Here is a 20,802-nt window from a genome sequence, read left to right on the forward strand (position 1 = left end):
CGGTACTTCCGGCGTGCACCGCCCGGGTCGATTGCCTGAACGGCTTTCAGCGAATAAGGCGCGCAGATGTCTGCAACCCAAGAATCCGGATTCAATTCTATTCTAGGCGAAAGAGCCGCATTTTTCTGGCTCGGTTGCGGGGCCATCAGTGCAGGTATCCTGCTTCACCTCCCGATGCTGTTCCATGCACATCACATGGGCGACAACCGTCTCGTCGGCATGCCGATGGATCCCTGGATGTATCTGGGAATGGCGCTGATCGCGCTCGGTGTTCCGCTCTCATGCTGGGGGGCCCTGCCCAAGCATCGGACGCCGCATGGCGATGCAGCGGGCACAAGCTATGAAGCGGACGATACCACTCCCCTTACGCGCTGGCATGCCGGCGTGCTGGTCGTTTTGACTTTGGGCCTGGTCATCGATGTCATGAAGCCTGCGACCCTTGGCTTCGTGCTCCCAGGCATGAGCCGTGAGTATGAAATCTCGCAATCGAAGGCAGCGCTGCTGCCTTTGATCGCCCTGACGGGAACCACTATCGGCTCCTTCGTCTGGGGCTGGCTAGCAGATATCTACGGACGCCGCGTGTCGATCCTGCTGTCGACGATCCTGTTCGCCTCGACCGCCATTTGCGGAGCGATGCCTTCGTTCTTCTGGAACGTCGTGATGTGTTTCCTGATGGGTCTGTCTGCGGGCGGGATGTTGCCGGTGGTCTATACGCTTCTTGCCGAGGTGATGCCGCCGCGCCATCGTTCGTGGGTCTTGGTCCTGGTCGGCGGCACCGGGCTTATCGGCGGATACCTTGCGGCCAGCGCTGCCGCCCATGCGTTCGAGCCCGATTACGGTTGGCGGGTCCTCTGGCTTCAGGGCTTTCCGAGTGCGTTGCTGCTTCTGGCGCTTGCGCGCCTAATCCCCGAATCGCCTCGGTTCCTGGCCGAGCAGGGCCGGACGAGCGAACTCGCCAGAATGCGGGAAAGGTTCGGAATAGTACCCCGCCCCAAGGTCGTCGCACCGCAAGATGCCGCCACCGCCCACCAGCGCCACAACGGGCTGACCACCGCGTTGACGATAGCCGCTTTGTCGTGGAGCTTCGTCAATTTCGGCCTTCTCCTATGGCTTCCGAGCGACCTCCAGCAGAGGGGCTATTCCTCGGAGCTCGCCAGCGGGATCCTTGCCAGCTCTGCCCTTCTGGCCTTGCCCACGGTTGCACTGGCAGCCTGGCTCTACAGCCGCTGGAGCAGCAAGTGGACGCTTGTCGGAACGGTGGTGCTTACCCTGATCGGTCTCGTCGGCGCCCTCCTTCCTCCTTCTCTGCTGTCGTGGCCTCCGCTGCTGGTGGCGGTGATCGCCATTCTCATCGTCGGAACCAACGGTATGATCGCCGTGCTGTTGCCTTATACTGCAGAGAATTACCCGCTTGGCGTGCGCGGGCGGGCGACAGGACTCATTGCGGGAAGCAGCAAGTTCGGCGGTGTAGCGGTGCAGGGATTTGCACTTATCGGCCTTATTCCGACACTGGGAGGAGCCGCGCTCGCCCTGTTGGTCCCTATGACAGTTTCTACAGGGCTAATCGCCTGGGCTGGCCGTGAAACGCGCGGACGCAGCCTGCGTGAACTGGAGGCCTAGCCGCGGTCTCATCATCACTAGGACCCGTAAAACGAAAACACCCGTGCTGGAGGTCGAGTCGAGCCGGTTGAGCAACGGATCGTCCCGTTTAGGGTTGTGCCAAGGCATGTGGCCAATAGGTCGGCAGCACCTTTCACGCCAACCAGCGAGATTTTCATGAGTTTCAAGTATCTTTCCGCCGCCGCGCTTGCCATAGGAATTGCCAGTCCGGCCATCGCACAGGATGTTGCAGTACCCAGCAGTGCGGCCACGGTAGACGCCGGCACCACGATCTACGGTTCCGATGGTGCCGCGATTGGCACCGTTGCGCGCGCCGAGGGCGAACTGCTCCTGCTTAATGTCGATGAGCGCGCAGTACCGATTCCCCGCAACGCCGTTACCAGCGGCGAAAGCGGAGCGACGATCAATATCACGAAGACTGAACTGGTTGCGCAGTTCGACCAGCAGATGGCCGCTTTCGAAGCGAAACTCGATGCCGCTCTTACTGCCGGCGCAGCCGTGAAGACGGCCGACGGTCAGGCGCTGGGCACTATTCAAGAGGCTTCCAGCGCAGCCGTTGTTGTCGAGAGCACCGAGGGACCGGTCACGTTGCCGCGCGAACTGATGACCCTCGATAATGAGGGAACACTGATCGTTCGGGCAACGCTGGATCAGATCAAACAGGCGATGAGCGCCGAACAGAGTCAGGGATAAGGAAAAGGCAAGGGGCGTGAATTTGACCTCACGCCCCCTTCAGGCCATAGTCGCCACACTGCCACTTCCGAGCAGATACAAGGGGATATGTAATGAAATTCAAGCCCGTAACACTGGTGGCTTCGGCCTTTGCCTTCGCCGCACTCGGTGCCTGCGCTGAAAGCGAGCAGGAAGCCCAGGAAGACCTGGTTGAACAGGAATACGAAGCTCAGGAAGACGTCCTTGAGGAACAGGCCGATCTTGCTGAAGCCCAGGGCGATGAAGCAGCCGAAGAAGCGCTTGATGCCGAAGCGGATGCCATGGGCGAAGCTGGGGATCAGGCTGAAGACCAGGTCGAAGAACAGTACTGAGCTTAGCGTCAGCACGTTCTTGCGTGCTGGTTTAAATCTGGCGGCATCTGTCTCATTCGACGGGCGCCGCCATTTTCATGCGTGAGCGCGAAAAGGCCGCGCTGCAGATCGGCAGGTCACAAAGCGCCTGAAAATCGGAACTCGATTAACCGGACTGGCTGGAATTAGTTTCGAGTTCCTGGCAATTCGCGTTGTCTGCAACCTCCCATACGCGATCCGATCGGCCGTCCCGTTCCCTCGCGTAGTTGACGACGGGGACAAAATCCTGCTGCACGTTGCGCGTTTCGTTGTCGCACAAGATGGTGAGAACCCGATCCTTAATTCGGGCGTCTTCCGAAATCGATGGAGATTGCTCGCGGCTACGGGTGTCCTCGACGGTACATGATGCCAAGGTTGCTCCGGTGAGAGAAAGAAGCAGAAAACGCAGTTTCACGAAGCGTATTCTGACCGGAGCGAGCGGACTTGCAAGTGCCATTGCTTCAGCTCGTCAGGCGGAAAACTCCACTTGCCGCAGTTTGATTGTAGAGGTTTTCATCCGAACAGGAATTGGGCTTTCCCTGATCACCCTTTGTGGCAGCCACTACTCTTCGAAAAAGGTGTCTTCTTCGTCATCCATATCGGCATTCTGAGGTGTATCGTCCAGACTGAGGATTCCCCACACAATTGCGCCCGTGATGAGCCCCGCAATCAGCAGGGCCCGAAAACACCCTCGATTGTAATCCTTAAGTCTGGGAATTTCAGTCATTTCTCTTGCGGTACGGATACTGTGCTTCGAGTTCCATTTCAGTACACTATCGCGAAACATACAGGGTGGCCATAAGCTTCTCTTCAGGCCGGAAGAGCGGGCGCAGGTCTTCGGGCCCGACCGCCCCTAGGCATCCGTTTGCCCGGAACCAGACGTCTCACGGGGGTGTAATCCCGGTGAGGAGATTTGAAATGGCAGAAGAGAATACAGAAGCCGGACAGGACCGGCATTCCGCCAAATGGCCCACTTTCGCGGCGATGATTGCGACGTCCATCGTCACGATGTTCGTCCTCAAATACTCGAACGTCTACGAGACTGGCCACATATGGTTCAGCCAGACCCGTATGTGGATGGCCCTGATGATGGGCATGGCAATGATAGCCATCATGCTCGGCTTCATGTGGGGAATGTATCGCACGCTTCTAACCAAGATTCTGGTCATGGTCGGGGCAGCAGTCGGCTTTGTGCTGTTCCTGTACCTCGCCCGGAGCCAGTCGATGGTCGATGATCGGGCCTACATGAAGGCGATGATTCCGCATCACTCGATCGCTGTGCTCACCAGCCGGCGTGCGGAAATCACGGATCCGCGTGTACGCGAGCTTGCCGATGCCATCATCGAGGCGCAGGTGAAAGAGATAGCGCAGATGGAATTGCTGCTCGAGGACATCGAGGCAAATGGCGAGATGGGCGGAGATACACCACTGAAGCCGCGCACGGCCGAACTGACACCATCGTTACGCGCCGAGGCGGAGTCGACGATCACGAGGTGACGGCGGAAATGCACGAGAAACTCGCTTACCTGCCGTGATCAGATCACAATCCAGCCAATGGCTTTCGCGCCCATCCACAGGCCCATACCGATCATGAACAGATTCTCGGTGAGCGAGACGAAACCGAGCGGTACATTGCTGTTGCCCCCCACGCAGGCACATTTGAGTTCGCGCTTGTCGATATAGACGGCCTTGAAAACGCTGACTGCCCCGACGGTGCCGATGAACAGCGAAACAGGAACTGAAATGATCGGCAGAGCATGCGCCACCATCAAAATCCCTGCCAGAGCCTCACCGAACGGGTAAACGTATCCATAGCGGACCCAGCGCCGCGCCAGCAGATCGTAGTTCAGGAACATGGTCGAAAAACTGCGAATGTCCTGGAGCTTCTGGATAGCAAGCAGTGCCATCGACAGGCTCACGAACCATTCGATGGCTTGCACGGTGAAGATCGTATCGAAGACATACCAGCTAATCGCGAGACCAAGCAGGAAGGCCACGCCAAATATGGCCATGACGGGCTGGTAACTCGTATCGCCTTCCTTCGGTTGGCTACGCGATTTGCCGAGAAATACGCGCAGGTCCTCGTACCCACCGATTCGCTTCCCATCAATGAAGGTCTGCGGCGTGGTTTCGACCCCGTGCTTCTCCTTGAAAGCGTCGGTTTCTTCGCGACTTGCGAGATGATGGTCGTCGACTGAAAAGCCTTCCCGCTTCAGCAGGTCGACGGTCTTCAGCCCATAGGGGCAGACATGGCCGGGCATGACCATCCGATATACGGTCGCGGTCTTTTCGCTCATGAGGCGTTACCCGGATAGCTGGCCCAGACGCTGCGACCTTCGGGGCCGAACGCAATGACCCGGAAGGGCTGGCGATGATTGCCATGCTCCATGCCGGGCGAACCCATGGGCATGCCGGCGACCGCAAGACCGGTTACGCCTTCGGGACGCTCGGCCAGAAGGCGCTCGACATCGGCAGCGGGGACGTGGCCTTCGATCACGTATCCGTTGGCCAGCACGGTATGGCAGGACCTGAGATCGTCGGGTACGCCATTCTGCGACTTCACCGATGCCATGTCGGGATGGTCCACCGTCTCGACGACATGCTTTTCGCCCTGCTCCATGTGGTCAGCCCACGCGAGGCAGCAGCCGCAATTCGGATCGCGGTACATGGTGAAGGTTGCAGCTTGCGCGGCACAGGCGGAGAGTGCGGTCCCCAGGAGCATTGCCCCGGCGAAAGAGCGGCGGGCAATCGCGCTGCGAAGGAAATGAAGCATGGCAAACTCCTTTTGGATTGACGGAAAGAGGATAGAGGCGAACGGCATAGTGGCGGGATCTGCGTTCACCTCCGCGCTTTTTCGAAAAGAACGACCAGTTCCTCGAATTTCTCCCGCTGCTCATCCTCGTCACCGCTAGCGATTGCTTCAGCGACGCAGCAGGCTGCGTGGTCCTTCAGCACCTGGCTTTCCACCTTGGCGAGAGCCGACTTCACCGCCTGCATCTGATGCAGGATGTCCATGCAGTAACGATCATCCTCGATCATCTGCGCGACCCCGCGCACCTGGCCTGCAATCCGGTTCAGCCGGTTGATTTTCGCAATCTTCGTTCCGGTCATGCTCGAATCCTGCTTGTAATACCCTAGGGGGGTATATAATAGACCGGTCGAAGGATCAATGATGCATAAAGTTTCCCGCCGTCGCCTGATCAAAAGCACCGCAGCGCTGGCCGCAGCAAGCGCACTGCCCTTGCCAGCCTGGGCGCGGGGCGCGTCACTCACCCATGCGGGAAAGGGCTTCGGTGAAGTGTCGGGCGAAGACATCGAACTCGCCATCGGAAACCATCACTTCACAACGGGCGGGCGTTCGGGGCATGCAGTGGCAGTCAACGGCACGGTGCCGGGGCCGCTGGTTCGCCTGCGGGAAGGCCAGACCGCCAGGCTCCACGTAACCAACAATCTGGACGAGGACAGCTCGATCCACTGGCACGGATTGTTGCTACCGTTCCAGTTCGATGGCGTACCCGGCGTAAGCTTTCCCGGTATCCGTCCTGGCGAAAGGTTCACTTACGAGTTCCCGATTCGTCAAAGCGGGACCTATTGGTGGCATTCGCATTCGGGCTTGCAGGAGCAGGCTGGCCACTACGGCCCGATAATCGTCGAGAGCGCAAATCCCGATCCGCGCTACGACCGCGACTACGTCGTTCTGCTTTCCGAATTCACCCCGATGCACCCGCACGAAATCATGCGGAAGCTAAAGGTCGGTGAACATTACTTCCAGCGTGACATGCTCACCGCGAGCGAAGGCGAGATGTCGGGCGAGATGCGGCGCATGTGGGGCAAGATGCGGATGAACCCGCGTGACATCTCCGATGTGACGGGCAGCACCTACACCTTCCTCATCAACGGGCACGGGCCGCAGGATAACCTGCAGCTGGCGTTCCAACCCGGTGAGCGCGTGCGGCTGCGGGTCATCAACGGGTCTGCCATGACCTTTTTCAACCTACGTATCCCCGGCGTGCCGATGACCGTGATCCAGGCCGACGGTCAGGATGTGGACGAGGTCGAGGTTGACGAGTTCCAGATCGGCGTGGCGGAAACCTATGACGTGATCGTTACCCCGCCGTCCGGCAGCCACGCCATCGTTGCCGAAGCGATGGATCGTAGCGGCATGGGTGTCGCCAGCCTGACGAGCCACAAGGGCCATATCGCAACCCCTCCGCCGCTGCGTGAAATCCCCACACTGACAATGGTCGATATGGGAATGATGGACCACTCGGCGCATGAGGGCGGCATGGACCACTCGATGCGGGACAAGTCGCTCGTGCCCGACGATGTCGAGGTGGGGCCGGGCGTGGACATGATCGCGCCGATGCCAATGGACCGGATGGGTTTCCCCGGCCTTGGCCTCGACGGGGTAGGCCACCGCGTGCTGCGCTACACCGATCTCAAGGCCAGGCGGATGAATCCGCATCGCGAGATCGAGCGCGAGATGGAAATCCATCTCACCGGCAACATGGAACGCTACATGTGGTCGTTCGACGGCAAGAAGTTCACCGCGGTCACCGACGATCCGATCCGTTTCGGATATGACGAACGGGTTAGGGTCAAGCTGGTCAACCAGACAATGATGGCGCATCCGATCCATCTGCACGGCCATTTCTTCGAACTGGTCAACGGCGCGGACCACATGCACCAGCCGTTGAAGCACACGGTGATCGTGCAACCGGGCGGCACCGCCACCTTCGATCTGACCGCCAACGAGCCTGGCGACTGGGCTTTCCACTGTCACCTGCTCTACCACATGCACGCCGGCATGATGCAGGTCGTCACGGTGCGCCCGTTCCCCGAAGGAGACGGTGCATGATCCGCGTCGCGCTGCTCGCCGGGTCGATGCTCGCGGTTACGCCGCTCGCCGCTCAGGACCATTCCGCGCACGGTGCGGCTGCCCGACCGCAGCCCGAGATGGATCACTGCGCGATGGGGCATCTTCTACCCGAGCAGTGCCCCCCCAAGGGCGAGCCCGCACCCGAACAGTCTCCCGAACCGGAGATGGACCATTGTGCGATGGGTCACCTTCCGCCCGAACAATGCCCGCCGAAGGACGAGCCGGAGCCTGACACGGGAACGGATGGCGAAATGGCGGGCATGGACCATTCCTCGCACGGTGGGATGAGCGACAAGTCCGCCCCTGGCGCGGCACCCGAAAGCGCCTTACCGCCACGCGCGCTGGAAGGGCCGCGTCACGCCGCCGATGCCGTCTGGGGTGAAGCAGCCATGGTTCCTGCCCGCAATCAGCTGGCACGCGAGAACGGCGGCATGACCACGGGTATGGTCCTGGTCGAACGGCTCGAGGCGCGCATCGCCATCGATGGCGGCGAGGACGGTTATCTATGGGATGCGCAGGGCTGGTATGGCGGAGATATCAATCGTTTTGTCCTCAAAACCGAGGGCGAAGGCGAATTCGGCGGCGCGCTGGAGGATGCTGAGATCCAGGCCCTCTACAGTCGTGCCATCGGCCCGTTCTTCGATCTGCAGGCGGGTGTGCGGTTCGATCCGGAGCCGGATAGCCGCACACACCTCGTCATCGGCACTCAGGGTCTCGCGCCCTACATGTTCCATGTCGATGGCGCGCTGTTCCTGTCCGACCGGGGTGACCTGACTGCGCGGCTGGAAGCGGAATACGATCAGAAAATAACGCAGCGGCTAATCCTCCAGCCGCGGATCGAAATCGAATTGGCCGCCAATGACATACCGGAGCGTGAAATAGGGTCTGGTCTCACGAAGATCGAACCCGGGCTTCGTCTTCGCTACGAAGTCATGCCGGAGTTCGCACCCTATATAGGGTTCGAATACGAGGCCAAGGTCGGCGAGACGGCAGATTTGACGCGTTTGGCCGGCGAAGATCCCGATGGCCTCAAGGCGGTGTTAGGGCTGCGCGCCTGGTTCTAGCGAGGCGCGCGATGAGCCTTGCAATGCTCACTTGGGTTGAACGCACTTCCATCCGACTCGGCTCATTCAGCGAAGGTTAGTCGGCGGCCCTCCAGCGCGCAGATGTTGTTGCAGTGCAACACATTGTAGCAGCCCCGCGCTGGTAATCGCTGCAGGAAACGTTACATAGACATGACAAAGTGTGACTCTTCGAAGAAACATTTAGGTTTGCCCTCTGCGCTCAGGCAAAGGCGACGGGATCATGAAACGCACCATATATCAGTTTGATCATCTTTCCCGCATTGCGGAGGGTATCAGGAGTGCGCCCATCTCGTTGCAGCCCGGTCATCGGGTTGGCAATGCGGTGCGGGTCGGGGTCATCCTCAATCGTCGCAGTCACCAAAATACTGCCGAACGGCGAGAATGCGAAGACCGCAGCAATGTCTCCGTCGCGTGTCCGGAAACTCGCCTCGACATCGCGCATGAACTGGCGCGGTTCGCCGAAAACGGGATAGATCTGCTCGTCATCAGCGGCGGCGATGGCACTGTGCGCGACGTCCTGACCATGGGCCAACCGGTCTTTGGTTCGCGGTGGCCGAAGATTGCTGTACTGCCCAAAGGCAAGACCAATGCACTGAATGTCGATCTGGGATCGCCTTCGGACTGGACGCTGGCGCAAGCAATCGATGCCTATAATGGCGGTCGTACCGTCAGGCGCCGTCCTTTGGCCATCCGTAAGATCGGTAGCGATGATCCGGCCATGCTGGGTTTCATCTTTGGAGCGGGTGCATTCTCGCTCGGTGTCGAAGCGGGACAGGACGCGCACCGGATCGGGTTTTTCAATTCGCTTGCGGTCGGCATGACCAGTGCCTGGGGCGTGTTACAGGCGCTGTTCGGCAGCGACGCCAACCGCTGGCGTCGTGGCACACAGATGGAACTGGCCTATCTTCCTTCGGGTGAAGCGATGTCGCATTCACGCCACGGCGATCCGCGTCGTCGGCATCTCATGCTGGCATCGACGCTGGAGACCATGCCGCTCCATATCAAGCTGTTCGGCAAGGGACAGGCCGGTATCAGGATGGTCGTGCTCGACCGTCCGCTCCGCCGCATTCTCTTCTCCGTTCCAGCCATCCTCGCCGGCTGGCATCCTCGCTGGTTGAGCGATGCAGGGCTGCACCATTTGTCCGCCACTGGCTTTGCGATTGAACTCGATGCGCCCTTCATCCTCGACGGGGAGCATTTCGCGCCGGGTAGCTACACTATCGAGCAGGGCCCCGAACTGACCTTCGTCGCGGGGTGAGCGAAAGCCTGCAGGATCGGGTTCGCCGGACGCTCGCGCAGGAGGTGCGTAGCGAAGTGGCCGGTTACGCGCGCATGCTGGGCGAAGAAGCCGGGGCCAGCGCAGTGCTGTTCTATGGTTCGAACCTTCGGACAGGTTCTCTCGAGGGCGTGCTGGACTTCTACGTCCTCTTACCCGGGCCGCAGCGCGAGCGGATCTGGCCGCGAGTCAGTTATTGCGAACGGCCTTTCGAGGGACACATTCTTCGCGCCAAGATCGCCACGATGAGCCTTGATAAGTTTGCGCAAGCGGCCACTGGTCGCAGCCGCGACACCACAATCTGGACGAGGTTTGTCCAGCCAAGTGCTCTTGCCTGGGCGAAGGACGAACCCTCGAGATCGGCCGTGGAGGATGCCATCGGACACGCGGCACGAACTGCAGCCCGGTTCGCAGCGGTGCTTGGTCCGGAAAGTGCGCGCGCGAAGGATTACTGGCGAGCGCTTTTTCAAGCCACCTATCGTGCCGAATTCCGCGTCGAAAAGCCCGGCCGCGAAGATTCGATACTGTCAGTCAATGCTGAACACTTCGACGGCCTTTTGCCGCTTGCCTGGGATGCCGAGGGCGTGCCGATCGAACGCGGTCCTGACGACACACTCAAGCCGGGCATGGGGGACAGGCGCCGTGCCAAGATCATGAAAGCATGGCGGGCGCGTCAACGGCTGGGCAAGCCACTTAACATCCTTCGCCTGGCCAAAGCGACGACGACCTTCGAAGGTGCTGCGCGCTACGGTGCCTGGAAGCTGGAGCGACACACCGGGATTGCACTAGAAGTCACGCCTTTCCGTGAAAAGCATCCCCTGCTCGCCATGCCGGGAGCGGCATGGGAGCTATGGCGCAAACGCAGGCGCTCCGGCTAGAAATCAGCGGTAGCGCATGCGGATCGAGATGTTCTCCACTCCGCTGCCGACATCGAAGCCTACCTTCTTGTAGCTCGGCTTGCCGAGGTTGAAGAGATTGATGCTAGGATCGTTCGACATGGCGCCACCGTCTCCGAAAATATCTGTTTCGCCATCCCCGTCGACATCGTGGCGAACGGCAATACCGTAGTGACCAGCCTTGGGAAGCGGCATGCAGAAGCGCATGGTGCCGGCCTTCGCAGGAGCTTCCATTCGATAAATCCAGCGGCCCTTCTCCAGCCAATCTTGCTTGGTGGCACGGTAAGACTGGATACGGATCGTACCCTTGCTTTCCTTTATCCCCGTAATGGCGACCGACACAGCAGGGCCCTTGCCTGCCGCGCACAGGCCCGGATTATTAGTGATTTTTTCGCGGTATTGCGCTTCGGCAGGTGATGCCAGCGTCAGAGCTACAAGCGCAAACGTGCCGGTACCTGCAATGGCAGCAATCAGTTTCTTCATACGGAAAGCCCCGTCAATTCAGTGTCAGTGTGAGTGCAGAGAAATCTCTGCATCTTGTTGGCGGGATTCCCGCCTCGATACACTGAGCTGTTTGCCAAATTTCCGCTGAATTGCGGCTGAATTTCCCGTTCAGCGACAAAAGAGGGCGAGCAAAGGAGGCAAGCTGCTACCAACGGCAGCGGTGGTTCGTGGATAAGCCGGGGGACAAGCTTGTGGAGACTTACGGGAGAAGGGTATTTCGAATGCTCCAAGGCTAACTCAATCCGAAGCCGGACAACGCGATCATGACTGCCCCACTGATTTCGCCCTCCATCCTCTCAGCCGATTTTGCCCGGTTGGGTGAGGAAGTGCGTGCGATTGACGAGGCCGGAGCCGACTGGATCCATATCGATGTAATGGACGGACACTACGTGCCAAATATCACCATCGGGCCTGCGGTGGTGAAAGCATTGCGTCCACATACCGGCAAGCCCTTCGACGTCCATCTGATGATTCAGCCGGTCGATCCTTACCTGGAGGCTTTCGCCGAAGCCGGCGCGGATATCATCACCGTCCATCCCGAAGCGGGGCCGCACATCCATCGCACGCTGCAGGCTATCAAAGGGCTCGGCAAACAGGCGGGCGTAGTGCTCAACCCGGGCACCCCGGCAAAGATGCTCGATTATCTTATCGAGGAAGTCGACCTCGTTCTTGTAATGAGCGTCAATCCCGGCTTCGGCGGACAAAGCTTCATCCACTCGCAGCTGCGCAAGATCGAGGCGATCCGCAAAATGATCGACAAGACGGGCAAAGACATTCGGCTCGAAGTCGATGGCGGGGTCGATCCGAAGACTGCGCCGCTCTGCATCGATGCCGGGGCCGATGTGCTCGTGGCTGGCTCTGCCACATTCCGCGGCGGACCCGAAAAATATGCCTCGAACATCGCCGCGCTGAAGGGCCGGAAATGAGCGAAGGGCACGTCGATCTTCTGAATGCCGCGCGTGAAGATGCACCGGGCGGAATGCAGGCGGCCTTGCCGTTGTTCGACGAGCCCGAACCCCATGTAGAAGCGAAAGATCGCGAACCGGAGGTCGAGGTCTGCCACGTTGCCGAACCGCAGCCCGTTGCGAAGACCCCAGCTCCTCCATCAGAACCAATCGTCGATCCCGAACCCCTCGAGCCTGCTCGGGCTCTCGTGCCCGCCGATTTTGCGCTGCCTGATACCGGACCGGTCGAAATGGCGATGCGCTGGGCCTATAGACTGGGCGTACCCGGCTCGATCCTTTGTGCCCCGTTGCGCAAGCCTGCACGCCCGCGTTTTCTCGCGATGGTCGAAACTCCTCTTGCCGGCGATCGCGCCTCGGGAATGGCTCTGCGTGCCGGGTATCTCCAGGTTGCGGGGCACAAGACGCTCACCACCAGGCTTGATTTCGCCTCACCCTCCAAGCTGGCCCTGCCCGTCGCCCGCGCTGTGCATGGCTTCACCTGGATGCGCGACCTGTCTTCCTGTGCGCCGCGCGGACAATGCGCCGATACGTCGGGACGCCTCTTTCGCGAGTGGCTGAAGGCGAATCCCGAGCCCGGAAAGGGGCCCGCATGGGATGTAGAACTTGCCGGTTTGCGCCTGCTGAACTGGCTGGTCCATACACCGGTCCTGCTTTCAGGTGAGGGCGAGAAACTCAAGACTCCTCTTCTGGGTGCGATCGAGGTGACGGCGCGCTGGCTCGACCGGCACGTACCGAACGGGAATGATGGCCTCGCGCAGGTGACAGGCTGGACGGGTCTGGTGGCGGCCGGACTGCTGCTGCCCGATGGCAAGCCGCGCCGTTTGCATGCAGAAGCGGGCCTCCTGCGGACGCTCGGCGAACTCGTTAGCGACGATGGCGGTGTACTCTCCCGCAGCCCTTCGGCGCAGGCGCAGGTCATCGCACTGCTTGTCGACCTGCGGGCCTGCTACGAAGCGGTTAAGCAGGATCCGCCTGCTGCGTTTGCTGCGCTTCTCAGCCTGCTCGTCCCCGCGCTCCTGTCCCTGCGCATGGGCGACAAGGGCCTCGGCAGTTGGCAGGGTAGCTCCGCCATGAGTGAATCTGCGCTCGATGCCCTCGTCACCGCGAGTGGAGTACGTGCACGCCCCATGATGGATGCTCGCCACTGGGGGTATCAGCGGGTGCGATCGCGCGACGGACTGTTGGTCATGGATGCTGCACCACCGCCGAAGCCCCGCCACGCACGCCACGGCTGCGCTTCTACGCTGGCCTTCGAATTTTCTCACCGGACGCAGCGAATCATCGTCAATTGCGGTGGCGCAGAACTTGCGGGCGCGCTGGTCCCGGCGCGAATCGAGCAGGGTCTGCGCGGAACCTCGGCCCATTCGACGCTGGTACTCGACGAAGCCAATTCCACTGCCGTCCTCCTCCACGGACAGATCGGCAAGGGGGTCGAGGAAATCGAGTTCACTCGCGAGACCATCGAGCAGAGCGGGCGTAAGGCGGTCAAGCTGGAGGCTTCGCACAACGGATATGTTGCGCGCCATGGCCTGCTCCATCGCCGCATTCTTATCCTCTCCGACGACGGCAGCGAACTGCGCGGCGAGGATGTGCTCGAGCCGTCGGGTCGCAAGGGCAAGCGCGGCAAGATCGCCTTCGCCATTCGGTTTCATCTCGGTCGCGGGATCGAGGCGAAACTGACCGAAGACGCTATGGGCGTGCATCTGGCGCTTCCCGACGCAAGCTACTGGCAATTTCGGCTCGGGGGTATTAGCGGCGAAGCGCACTGCACGCTGGAGGACAGCCTGTGGGTCGATGGCCATGGCCGTCCGCACGGCGTGCAGCAGATCGTGGTCGAAGGCATGGCCGCGCGCGGCGGGGAACGCTTCCCCTGGCTGCTCAAACGAATGGGGTGAATTTTTCGGTGACTGACGTGGCGATCAAGCGGGCACTGCTTTCGGTGTCCGACAAGAGCGGTTTGGTAGATCTGGGCAAGGCGCTTGCAGCCAAGGGTATAGAGCTGGTCTCGACCGGCGGCACTGCCAGGGCGCTGCGCGACGCGGGCCTGGAGGTGAAGGACGTCTCCGACCTCACCGGTTTTCCCGAGATGATGGACGGACGCGTCAAGACGCTGCACCCCATGGTACATGGCGGTCTTCTGGCCGTGCGCGACAATCCCGGCCACGCAGCCGCGATGGCGGAGCACGCGATCGGTGCAATCGACCTAGTGGTGGTCAATCTCTATCCTTTCGAAGCCACTGTCGCAAAAGGCGCCGGGCGCGACGAGATCATCGAGAATATCGATATCGGCGGGCCGAGCATGGTGCGCAGCGCGGCGAAGAACCATCAGTTCGTCACCATCGTCACTGACCCTGCGGACTACGGCACGCTGGTCGACGAGTTGGAAGCGGCGGGCGCTACCTCGCTCGAATTTCGCCGCAAATGCGCAGCCAAGGCCTTTGCTGCCACTGCGGCTTACGATTCGATGATCAGCCAGTGGTTCGCTTTCGCCGACCAGGGCGAAACCTTCCCCGGAATGCTCGCCGTGAACGGCAAGGAGCCGACCGAGCTGCGCTATGGCGAAAACCCCCACCAAAAAGCGGCGCTCTACACGCCGGTGGGACCGCATGCGAAAGGCATCGCGCAAGCCGAACAGCTGCAAGGCAAGGAACTCAGCTACAACAACTATAACGACGCCGACGCCGCGCTGGAACTCTGTGCGGAATTCGCAGGCGGCGATCCCGCGGTAGTGATCGTGAAGCATGCCAACCCTTGCGGTGTGGCGCAGGCATCTTCGTTGATCGAAGCCTGGAACGAGGCCCTGGCATGCGACAGCGTTTCGGCCTTTGGCGGCATCGTGGCCGTGAATGCCGAACTCGACGGCGAGACGGCAGCGGCGATCTGCGAGATCTTTACCGAAGTGGTCATCGCGCCCTCGGTCAGCGAAGATGCACGCGAAGCTTTCGCGAAAAAGAAGAACCTCCGCCTCCTGGTTACCGGCGAGCTGCCCGACCCTCGTCGCGGCGGCTTGATGGTCAAGCCGATCACGGGTGGTCTGCTGGTCCAGACGCGTGACAATGGCGCAATCTCGCAGGACGACCTCAAGGTGGTTACCCAGCGCGAACCCACCGAGCAGGAACTCAGGGACTGCATTTTCGCCTGGACCGTGGCGCGGCATGTGAAATCGAACGCCATCGTCTATGCCAAGGACGGGGCGACCGCAGGCATCGGCGCAGGCCAGATGAACCGCCGCGATTCGAGCCGGATCGCCGCTATGAAGGCTGCGGAAGCTGCGGAGAAATACGGCTGGGACACAAGCCGCACCGTCGGTAGTGCCGTCGCATCGGACGCCTTCTTTCCCTTTGCCGATGGCCTGCTTGCCGCGGCCGAAGCGGGCGCTACGGCGATTATCCAGCCAGGCGGTTCGATCCGCGACGAGGAAGTTATTGCCGCAGCGGATGAACACGGCCTCGCCATGGTGTTTACCGGAATGAGACATTTTCGGCACTAATACGGCGGCTCGTTTCGCCAATTGGCTGAACGCTGCACAACCTGATCATTCAGCACGTTGCAATCGGCGCGTGCGTACCCACGTGGGAAAGACCACGAAAGACCGTAAGATGAACCTGTTCAGCCCTGACCTTTATCGCAACTTCGGCATCGGTTTTCTTGCCGGTGCTATCATTGTCGCCTTTTCCAATGGCGGGGAGATCGTTTCCGCCGTCGCCGCGATAATCTGATGCGCCTGGCCGCCCTTCTTGTGGCGGCTGGTACCCTCGTACTGACCAGCGCCTGCCAGCAGCCTGCCCTTGCCGCCGAAGAGGTGGTCGAAGCTCCCGCTGCCGTTCGCACCGCTAGAGAAGGAGCCGGTCTGAAGACCGCCATCTTCGCCGGGGGCTGTTTCTGGGGCGTGGAAGCGGTGTTCAGCCACACGAAGGGTGTCCGCAGCGCGGTGTCCGGCTATCACGGCGGAACCGAACGACAGGCGGATTATAAGCTCGTTTCATCCGGCGTGACTGATCATGCAGAGGCGGTAAAGGTCACCTATGATCCGCGTGTTATCCGCTACGATCAGCTGCTACGGATTTTCTTCTCCGTCGTCGCGGATCCGACGCAGCTCAACCGCCAGGGGCCCGATCGCGGCGCACATTATCGCAGTGCACTGATACCGCTGTCTGCGGAGCAGAGTGCAGTCGCCAGGACCTATCTCGCCCAGCTGAAGAAGGCGGGCCTGTGGGACAGACCGATCGTCACGCGTATCGAACGTGCGCAGGCATTTTACCCGGCCGAAGCCTACCACCAGGACTTCGCCGCCAAAAACCCGCGCCATAGCTATATTCAGCGCTGGGACGCTCCCAAGATGGCTGCGCTGAAGCGACTCTATCCCGGCGTCTACCGCTCCGAGTTCCAGCGCGACTGACTTGCGCGGGGGCGCAGGCGGGCCTACCTCTCGTCCATGGCAGGACACGCGCACGCACATAAGGAACATTCGGGCGACGATCTGATCGACGCAGCCCGGCTCACGCTCACCGATGCAGGCGAACAATGGACGGGTATGCGCCAATCCGTGTTCGAAGAGCTGGCTCGGCACGACAAGCCGGCGAGCGCCTATGACATCGCCGACAATCTGTCCGCTGCGCGCGGCAAGCGGGTCGCCCCGAACAGCGTCTATCGCATTCTCGACCTGTTCGTGCGGACCAATCTCGCCAACCGGATCGAAAGCGCGAATGCCTATCTCGTCAATACGCATCCCGGGTGTCGCCACGATTGCATCTTCCTGATCTGCGACGATTGCGGGAAGGCGACGCATATCGACGATGACCGCGTGACCGGCGCCCTGCGGGTTGCAGGCAAGGAAGCGGGCTTCACCGATGTGCGCCCGGTGGTCGAACTGCGCGGACTGTGTGACGATTGCGCGGCCTGAGGCGGCGCCAAGGCGTGCTTTTCCAGCGACCAAGCGTTCATCGACAGTTCGGAAAACCGCGTGTAAGGCATTCGTATGACTAGCCGACCCGATACGCCGTTACTCGACACGGTCGATACGCCCGCCGATCTCCGCAAGCTCGACAAGAGCCAGCTACGCCAGCTTTCTGACGAGTTGCGGGCCGAGATGATCGACGCCGTGGGGACGACGGGCGGGCACCTCGGCTCCGGCCTCGGCGTGGTCGAGTTGACCACAGCCATCCATTATGTGTTCAACACCCCGGAAGACAGGCTGGTCTGGGACGTGGGCCACCAGTGTTATCCGCACAAGATCCTGACCGGACGGCGCGACCGAATTCGCACCTTGCGCCAGGGCGGAGGCCTGAGCGGCTTCACCAAGCGCGCCGAAAGCGAATATGATCCCTTCGGTGCTGCACATAGCTCGACCTCGATTTCAGCCGCTCTCGGCTTTGCCATGGCCAACAAGATGCAGGGACGTCCGGGCCGCGGGATCGCGGTGATCGGCGATGGCGCGATGAGCGCCGGCATGGCCTATGAGGCGATGAACAATGCCGAACAGGCGGGCAACCGGCTGGTGGTGATCCTCAACGACAATGACATGTCGATCGCCCCGCCCGTGGGCGGTCTTTCCGCCTATCTCGCGCGGATGGTGTCCTCCAGCGAATACCTCGGCCTCAGAAGTATGGCCTCGAAGATCGCCAGAAAGCTCAGCCGCCGCGTGTGGTCGGGGCTGGAAAAAGCCGAGGAATATACTCGCGGCATGGTCACTGGCGGCACGCTGTTCGAGGAATTGGGCTTTTACTACGTCGGACCGATCGACGGGCATAATCTCGACCACCTGATCCCGGTGCTCGAAAATGTACGCGATAGCGAACAGGGCCCGGTCCTGATCCATGTCGTGACGAAAAAGGGCAAGGGGTACGCCCCGGCCGAAAACAGTGCCGACAAATATCACGGCGTCGCAAAGTTCGATGTCGTCACCGGCGAGCAGAAGAAGTCCTCAGGTGGTCCGCCCGCCTACCAGAACGTTTTCGGAGAGACGCTGGCGAAGCTGGCGAACGACGATCCGCGGATTTGCGCAATCACCGCCGCCATGCCGAGCGGTACGGGTGTCGACAAGTTTGCCAAGGCACACCCGGACAAGGCTTTCGATGTCGGCATCGCCGAACAGCACGGCGTGACTTTCGCCGCAGGACTTGCTGCCGAGGGCATGCGCCCCTTTGCGGCCATCTATTCGACCTTCCTCCAGCGCGCCTACGACCAGGTGGTGCACGATGTGGCGATCCAGAACCTGCCCGTGCGTTTTGCCATCGACCGCGCCGGACTGGTCGGCGCGGACGGCTGCACCCACGCAGGCAGTTTCGACATCACCTATCTCGCCACACTGCCCAATTTCGTGGTTATGGCCGCCGCCGACGAGGCGGAACTGGCGCACATGACCTACACGGCGGCCGAGCATGACGACGGGCCCATCGCCTTCCGCTATCCGCGCGGCAGCGGCACCGGCGTGGAAATACCGGAGAAGCTGGAAAAGCTCGAGATCGGCAAGGGTCGCATCGTACGCGAAGGCACCAAGGTCGCGATCCTGTCGCTCGGCGCGCGTCTGGAAGAAGCCAAGAAGGCTGCCGACCAGCTCGAAGCCAAGGGGCTTTCGACTACCGTCGCCGATATGCGCTTCGCTAAGCCGCTCGATACCGATCTGATCGAGAAACTTATGCGCAGCCACGAAGTCGTGGTGACAATCGAAGAAGGCGCCATCGGCGGTCTCGGCGCGCATGTGCTGACCTTCGCTTCGGACGAGGGACTGACCGACACCGGACTCAAGATCCGCACCATGCGCCTGCCCGATATCTTCCAGGACCAAGACGAACCGGCAAAGCAGTATGACGAGGCTGGGCTAAACGCGCCGCATATCGTTGATACCGTGCTCGACGCATTGCGACACAATTCGGCAGGCGTCGAAGAGGCGCGCGCCTGAATCAGGGACGGCTCGCACGTGCCATGGCGATTGTGCTAGCGAGCATTCTGGCAATCTACCTCGCGCTGGTCGGTTTCCTGTATGCCGCACAGGGTCCGATCATCTATCCTGCACCGCGCACCATCGGTCCCGCGGCCGGCGGTTTCGAGGAAATCGTCTATCGAACCAGCGATGGGCTCGACCTGCGCGCTGGATATCGTGCCGCAAAATCCGGCTATCCGACCATCGTCCATTTCCACGGCAATGGCGCCGACTGGGTTTCCAGCGTCGTGGCAACGGACCGGCTCGTTCCTGAAGGTTACGGCGTTCTGGCCGCCGAATACAGGGGCTACCGCGGCAACCCCGGCACACCGAGCGAAGAGGGGCTGTACCGCGACGGTAGAGCGGCCATAGCGTTTCTCGCGGAGCGCGACGTGAGTGCAAACGATCTGGTCATCATTGGTAATTCGATCGGTTCTGGCGTGGCCGTACAGATGGCGAGCGAGACTGAGCCCGCAGCGCTGGTCCTGATTTCCCCCTTTGCCAGCCTGACCGGGCTAGCCGCCGAGAAATTAAGCTGGCTGCCAACCGGGTTACTCCTTCGGGACCGTTACGAGAACGTCCAGAAACTGCACGCGATCAATGCGCCGACACTGCTATTGCATGGTGATGCCGACAGTTTGATCCCGCATCGACATGCTTTAATGCTGGTCGAGGCCAATCCCCGAGCGGAGTTGCGCATCTTTCCTGGTGTCGGCCATGACCTTGCATGGCACGAGACAGCCGAAGAGGCTGTGTTGGAATTTCTGGCGCAGCGTATTGAAAAGGATGAGAGCGAATGAACCTGCTCACAATCGAAACTGCCGCTCACATTACCACCCTTACGCTCAACCGGCCGGACACGATGAACCCGCTTGGCGCCGCGGGCGATGGCGATGCCTTTGCTTCAGTCTGCGATGCGATCAATGCGGACATGGATGTACGCTGCGTGATCCTGACCGGCGCCGGACGTGCCTTCAGCGCGGGAGGGGACATCAAGGCGATGAAAGAGAAATCCGGCGCTTTCGGCGGCACCGCGCCGGAGATCGCCGATGGCTATCGCAATAACATCCACAAGATCCTGCGTGCGCTCTATTCGCTGCGGGTACCTCTGATTGCAGCAGTCAACGGACCGGCGATCGGGCTGGGGTGCGACCTTGCCTGCCTTGCCGACATGCGGATCGCAGGGGAGAAGGCGAAGTTCGGGGTGACCTTCCTTAAGCTCGGTATCATCCCGGGTGATGGCGGTACCTGGATCCTGCCGCGCATCATCGGCGAAGCGCGCGCGGCAGAGCTTTTCTACACCGGAGAGGTGATCGATGCCCGAACGGCGCTCGACTGGGGACTGGTCAGCCGAGTGGTCGGGCAAGGCGCTTTGATGGACGAAGCCCGGGCGCTCGCTGCCAGGGTCGCGGCGATGCCGCCGCATGCACTCAGGCAAGCCAAAAACCTCATGCGGCAAGGACGTTCGGTGAGTTATGATGCCGCACTGGAGATGGCGGCCAATGCGCAGGCGCTGATGCACTCGACGCAGGATCATATGGAAGGCGTCGACGCTCTCCTCGAAAAGCGCGCGCCCAGCTTCACGGGCAACTGA

At 61.0% G+C, this 20,802-nt stretch carries 23 protein-coding genes; 17 read left to right on the forward strand and 6 right to left on the reverse strand.

The annotated features are described in order from the left end of the window. The first annotated feature begins 66 nt into the window (after positions 1-66). The 3 genes from AC13CE_RS11755 (at position 67) to AC13CE_RS11765 (ending at position 2,663) form a co-directional block, all read left to right on the forward strand. Complete coding sequence (locus AC13CE_RS11755) at positions 67-1,620, forward strand: MFS transporter (RefSeq protein WP_482972521.1); 1,554 nt, start codon at positions 67-69, stop codon at positions 1,618-1,620. A gap of 156 nt (positions 1,621-1,776) precedes the next feature. Continuing rightward, a complete protein-coding gene (locus AC13CE_RS11760; RefSeq protein WP_482972522.1) occupies positions 1,777-2,313 on the forward strand; it encodes a hypothetical protein in 537 nt (178 codons plus the stop codon). Between the two features lie 92 nt (positions 2,314-2,405). After that, positions 2,406-2,663 (forward strand): hypothetical protein, encoded by a 258-nt coding sequence (locus AC13CE_RS11765; protein WP_473821484.1) that lies wholly within the window; start codon positions 2,406-2,408, stop codon positions 2,661-2,663. A gap of 145 nt (positions 2,664-2,808) precedes the next feature. On the opposite strand, the gene AC13CE_RS11770 is transcribed toward AC13CE_RS11765, so the two are convergent. Beyond that, positions 2,809-3,096, reverse strand: a complete 288-nt coding sequence (locus AC13CE_RS11770; RefSeq protein WP_482972523.1) for a hypothetical protein — start codon at positions 3,094-3,096, stop codon at positions 2,809-2,811. Between the two features lie 147 nt (positions 3,097-3,243). Continuing rightward, positions 3,244-3,408, reverse strand: coding sequence for a hypothetical protein (locus tag AC13CE_RS11775; RefSeq protein ID WP_473821483.1), 165 nt, complete (start codon positions 3,406-3,408; stop codon positions 3,244-3,246). Positions 3,409-3,599: 191 nt separating this feature from the next. Between AC13CE_RS11775 and AC13CE_RS11780 the strand changes: the two genes are divergently transcribed. Beyond that, entirely contained in the window at positions 3,600-4,178 is a 579-nt protein-coding gene (locus tag AC13CE_RS11780; protein WP_482972524.1) for a DUF305 domain-containing protein, read from the forward strand. A 38-nt stretch (positions 4,179-4,216) separates the two neighbouring features. On the opposite strand, the gene AC13CE_RS11785 is transcribed toward AC13CE_RS11780, so the two are convergent. The 3 genes from AC13CE_RS11785 to AC13CE_RS11795 form a co-directional block, all read right to left on the reverse strand. Continuing rightward, positions 4,217-4,978: a glutaredoxin family protein gene (locus AC13CE_RS11785; protein WP_482972525.1), complete on the reverse strand. Its 762-nt coding sequence runs from the start codon at positions 4,976-4,978 to the stop codon at positions 4,217-4,219. After that, a complete protein-coding gene (locus AC13CE_RS11790) occupies positions 4,975-5,454 on the reverse strand; it encodes a DUF411 domain-containing protein (protein WP_482972526.1) in 480 nt (159 codons plus the stop codon). The genes AC13CE_RS11785 and AC13CE_RS11790 overlap by 4 nt, the downstream gene beginning before the upstream one ends. A gap of 65 nt (positions 5,455-5,519) precedes the next feature. Next, on the reverse strand, positions 5,520-5,792 hold the full coding sequence (locus AC13CE_RS11795; RefSeq protein WP_482972527.1) for a metal-sensitive transcriptional regulator: 273 nt from the start codon (positions 5,790-5,792) through the stop codon (positions 5,520-5,522). Between the two features lie 61 nt (positions 5,793-5,853). Between AC13CE_RS11795 and AC13CE_RS11800 the strand changes: the two genes are divergently transcribed. The 4 genes from AC13CE_RS11800 to AC13CE_RS11815 all read left to right on the forward strand — a co-directional run bounded on the left by AC13CE_RS11800 (position 5,854) and on the right by AC13CE_RS11815 (position 10,799). After that, positions 5,854-7,539: a multicopper oxidase domain-containing protein gene (locus AC13CE_RS11800; protein ID WP_482972528.1), complete on the forward strand. Its 1,686-nt coding sequence runs from the start codon at positions 5,854-5,856 to the stop codon at positions 7,537-7,539. Then, positions 7,536-8,624 carry a copper resistance protein B gene (locus tag AC13CE_RS11805; protein ID WP_482972529.1) on the forward strand — a complete coding sequence of 363 codons (1,089 nt, stop codon included), beginning with the start codon at positions 7,536-7,538 and terminating at the stop codon, positions 8,622-8,624. Before AC13CE_RS11800 ends, AC13CE_RS11805 begins: the two co-directional genes overlap by 4 nt. A gap of 241 nt (positions 8,625-8,865) precedes the next feature. Then, positions 8,866-9,903 (forward strand): diacylglycerol/lipid kinase family protein, encoded by a 1,038-nt coding sequence (locus AC13CE_RS11810; protein ID WP_482972530.1) that lies wholly within the window; start codon positions 8,866-8,868, stop codon positions 9,901-9,903. Then, the gene (locus tag AC13CE_RS11815) at positions 9,900-10,799 is read left to right on the forward strand and encodes a hypothetical protein (protein ID WP_482972531.1); all 900 of its coding nucleotides are present in this window, start codon (positions 9,900-9,902) and stop codon (positions 10,797-10,799) included. The genes AC13CE_RS11810 and AC13CE_RS11815 overlap by 4 nt, the downstream gene beginning before the upstream one ends. Positions 10,800-10,802: 3 nt before the next feature. Here AC13CE_RS11815 and AC13CE_RS11820 read toward each other — a convergent pair whose 3' ends face one another. Then, positions 10,803-11,300 carry a DUF2141 domain-containing protein gene (locus AC13CE_RS11820; RefSeq protein ID WP_482972532.1) on the reverse strand — a complete coding sequence of 166 codons (498 nt, stop codon included), beginning with the start codon at positions 11,298-11,300 and terminating at the stop codon, positions 10,803-10,805. 284 nt (positions 11,301-11,584) lie between these two features. Here AC13CE_RS11820 and rpe point away from each other — a divergent pair, with 284 nt between their 5' ends. The 9 genes from rpe (at position 11,585) to AC13CE_RS11865 (ending at position 20,802) form a co-directional block, all read left to right on the forward strand. Beyond that, positions 11,585-12,247 (forward strand): ribulose-phosphate 3-epimerase, encoded by a 663-nt coding sequence (gene rpe / locus AC13CE_RS11825; RefSeq protein WP_473821302.1) that lies wholly within the window; start codon positions 11,585-11,587, stop codon positions 12,245-12,247. Next, entirely contained in the window at positions 12,244-14,181 is a 1,938-nt protein-coding gene (locus AC13CE_RS11830) for a heparinase II/III family protein (RefSeq protein WP_482972533.1), read from the forward strand. Before rpe ends, AC13CE_RS11830 begins: the two co-directional genes overlap by 4 nt. 8 nt (positions 14,182-14,189) lie before the next feature. Next, complete coding sequence (gene purH, locus AC13CE_RS11835; RefSeq protein WP_482972534.1) at positions 14,190-15,776, forward strand: bifunctional phosphoribosylaminoimidazolecarboxamide formyltransferase/IMP cyclohydrolase; 1,587 nt, start codon at positions 14,190-14,192, stop codon at positions 15,774-15,776. 82 nt (positions 15,777-15,858) lie between these two features. Continuing rightward, the gene (locus AC13CE_RS11840; protein ID WP_482972535.1) at positions 15,859-16,005 is read left to right on the forward strand and encodes a hypothetical protein; all 147 of its coding nucleotides are present in this window, start codon (positions 15,859-15,861) and stop codon (positions 16,003-16,005) included. Further along, positions 16,005-16,685, forward strand: coding sequence for a peptide-methionine (S)-S-oxide reductase MsrA (gene msrA / locus AC13CE_RS11845; RefSeq protein ID WP_482972536.1), 681 nt, complete (start codon positions 16,005-16,007; stop codon positions 16,683-16,685). The genes AC13CE_RS11840 and msrA overlap by 1 nt, the downstream gene beginning before the upstream one ends. Before the next feature lie 36 nt (positions 16,686-16,721). Beyond that, a complete protein-coding gene (locus tag AC13CE_RS11850) occupies positions 16,722-17,189 on the forward strand; it encodes a Fur family transcriptional regulator (protein WP_482972537.1) in 468 nt (155 codons plus the stop codon). A gap of 75 nt (positions 17,190-17,264) precedes the next feature. Further along, positions 17,265-19,187, forward strand: a complete 1,923-nt coding sequence (dxs, locus tag AC13CE_RS11855) for a 1-deoxy-D-xylulose-5-phosphate synthase (protein WP_482972538.1) — start codon at positions 17,265-17,267, stop codon at positions 19,185-19,187. A 23-nt stretch (positions 19,188-19,210) separates the two neighbouring features. Then, positions 19,211-20,008, forward strand: coding sequence for an alpha/beta hydrolase (locus AC13CE_RS11860; protein ID WP_482972539.1), 798 nt, complete (start codon positions 19,211-19,213; stop codon positions 20,006-20,008). Continuing rightward, complete coding sequence (locus tag AC13CE_RS11865) at positions 20,005-20,802, forward strand: crotonase/enoyl-CoA hydratase family protein (RefSeq protein ID WP_482972540.1); 798 nt, start codon at positions 20,005-20,007, stop codon at positions 20,800-20,802. The genes AC13CE_RS11860 and AC13CE_RS11865 overlap by 4 nt, the downstream gene beginning before the upstream one ends.

It is taken from the genome of Qipengyuania sp. B-5, from assembly GCF_056857815.1.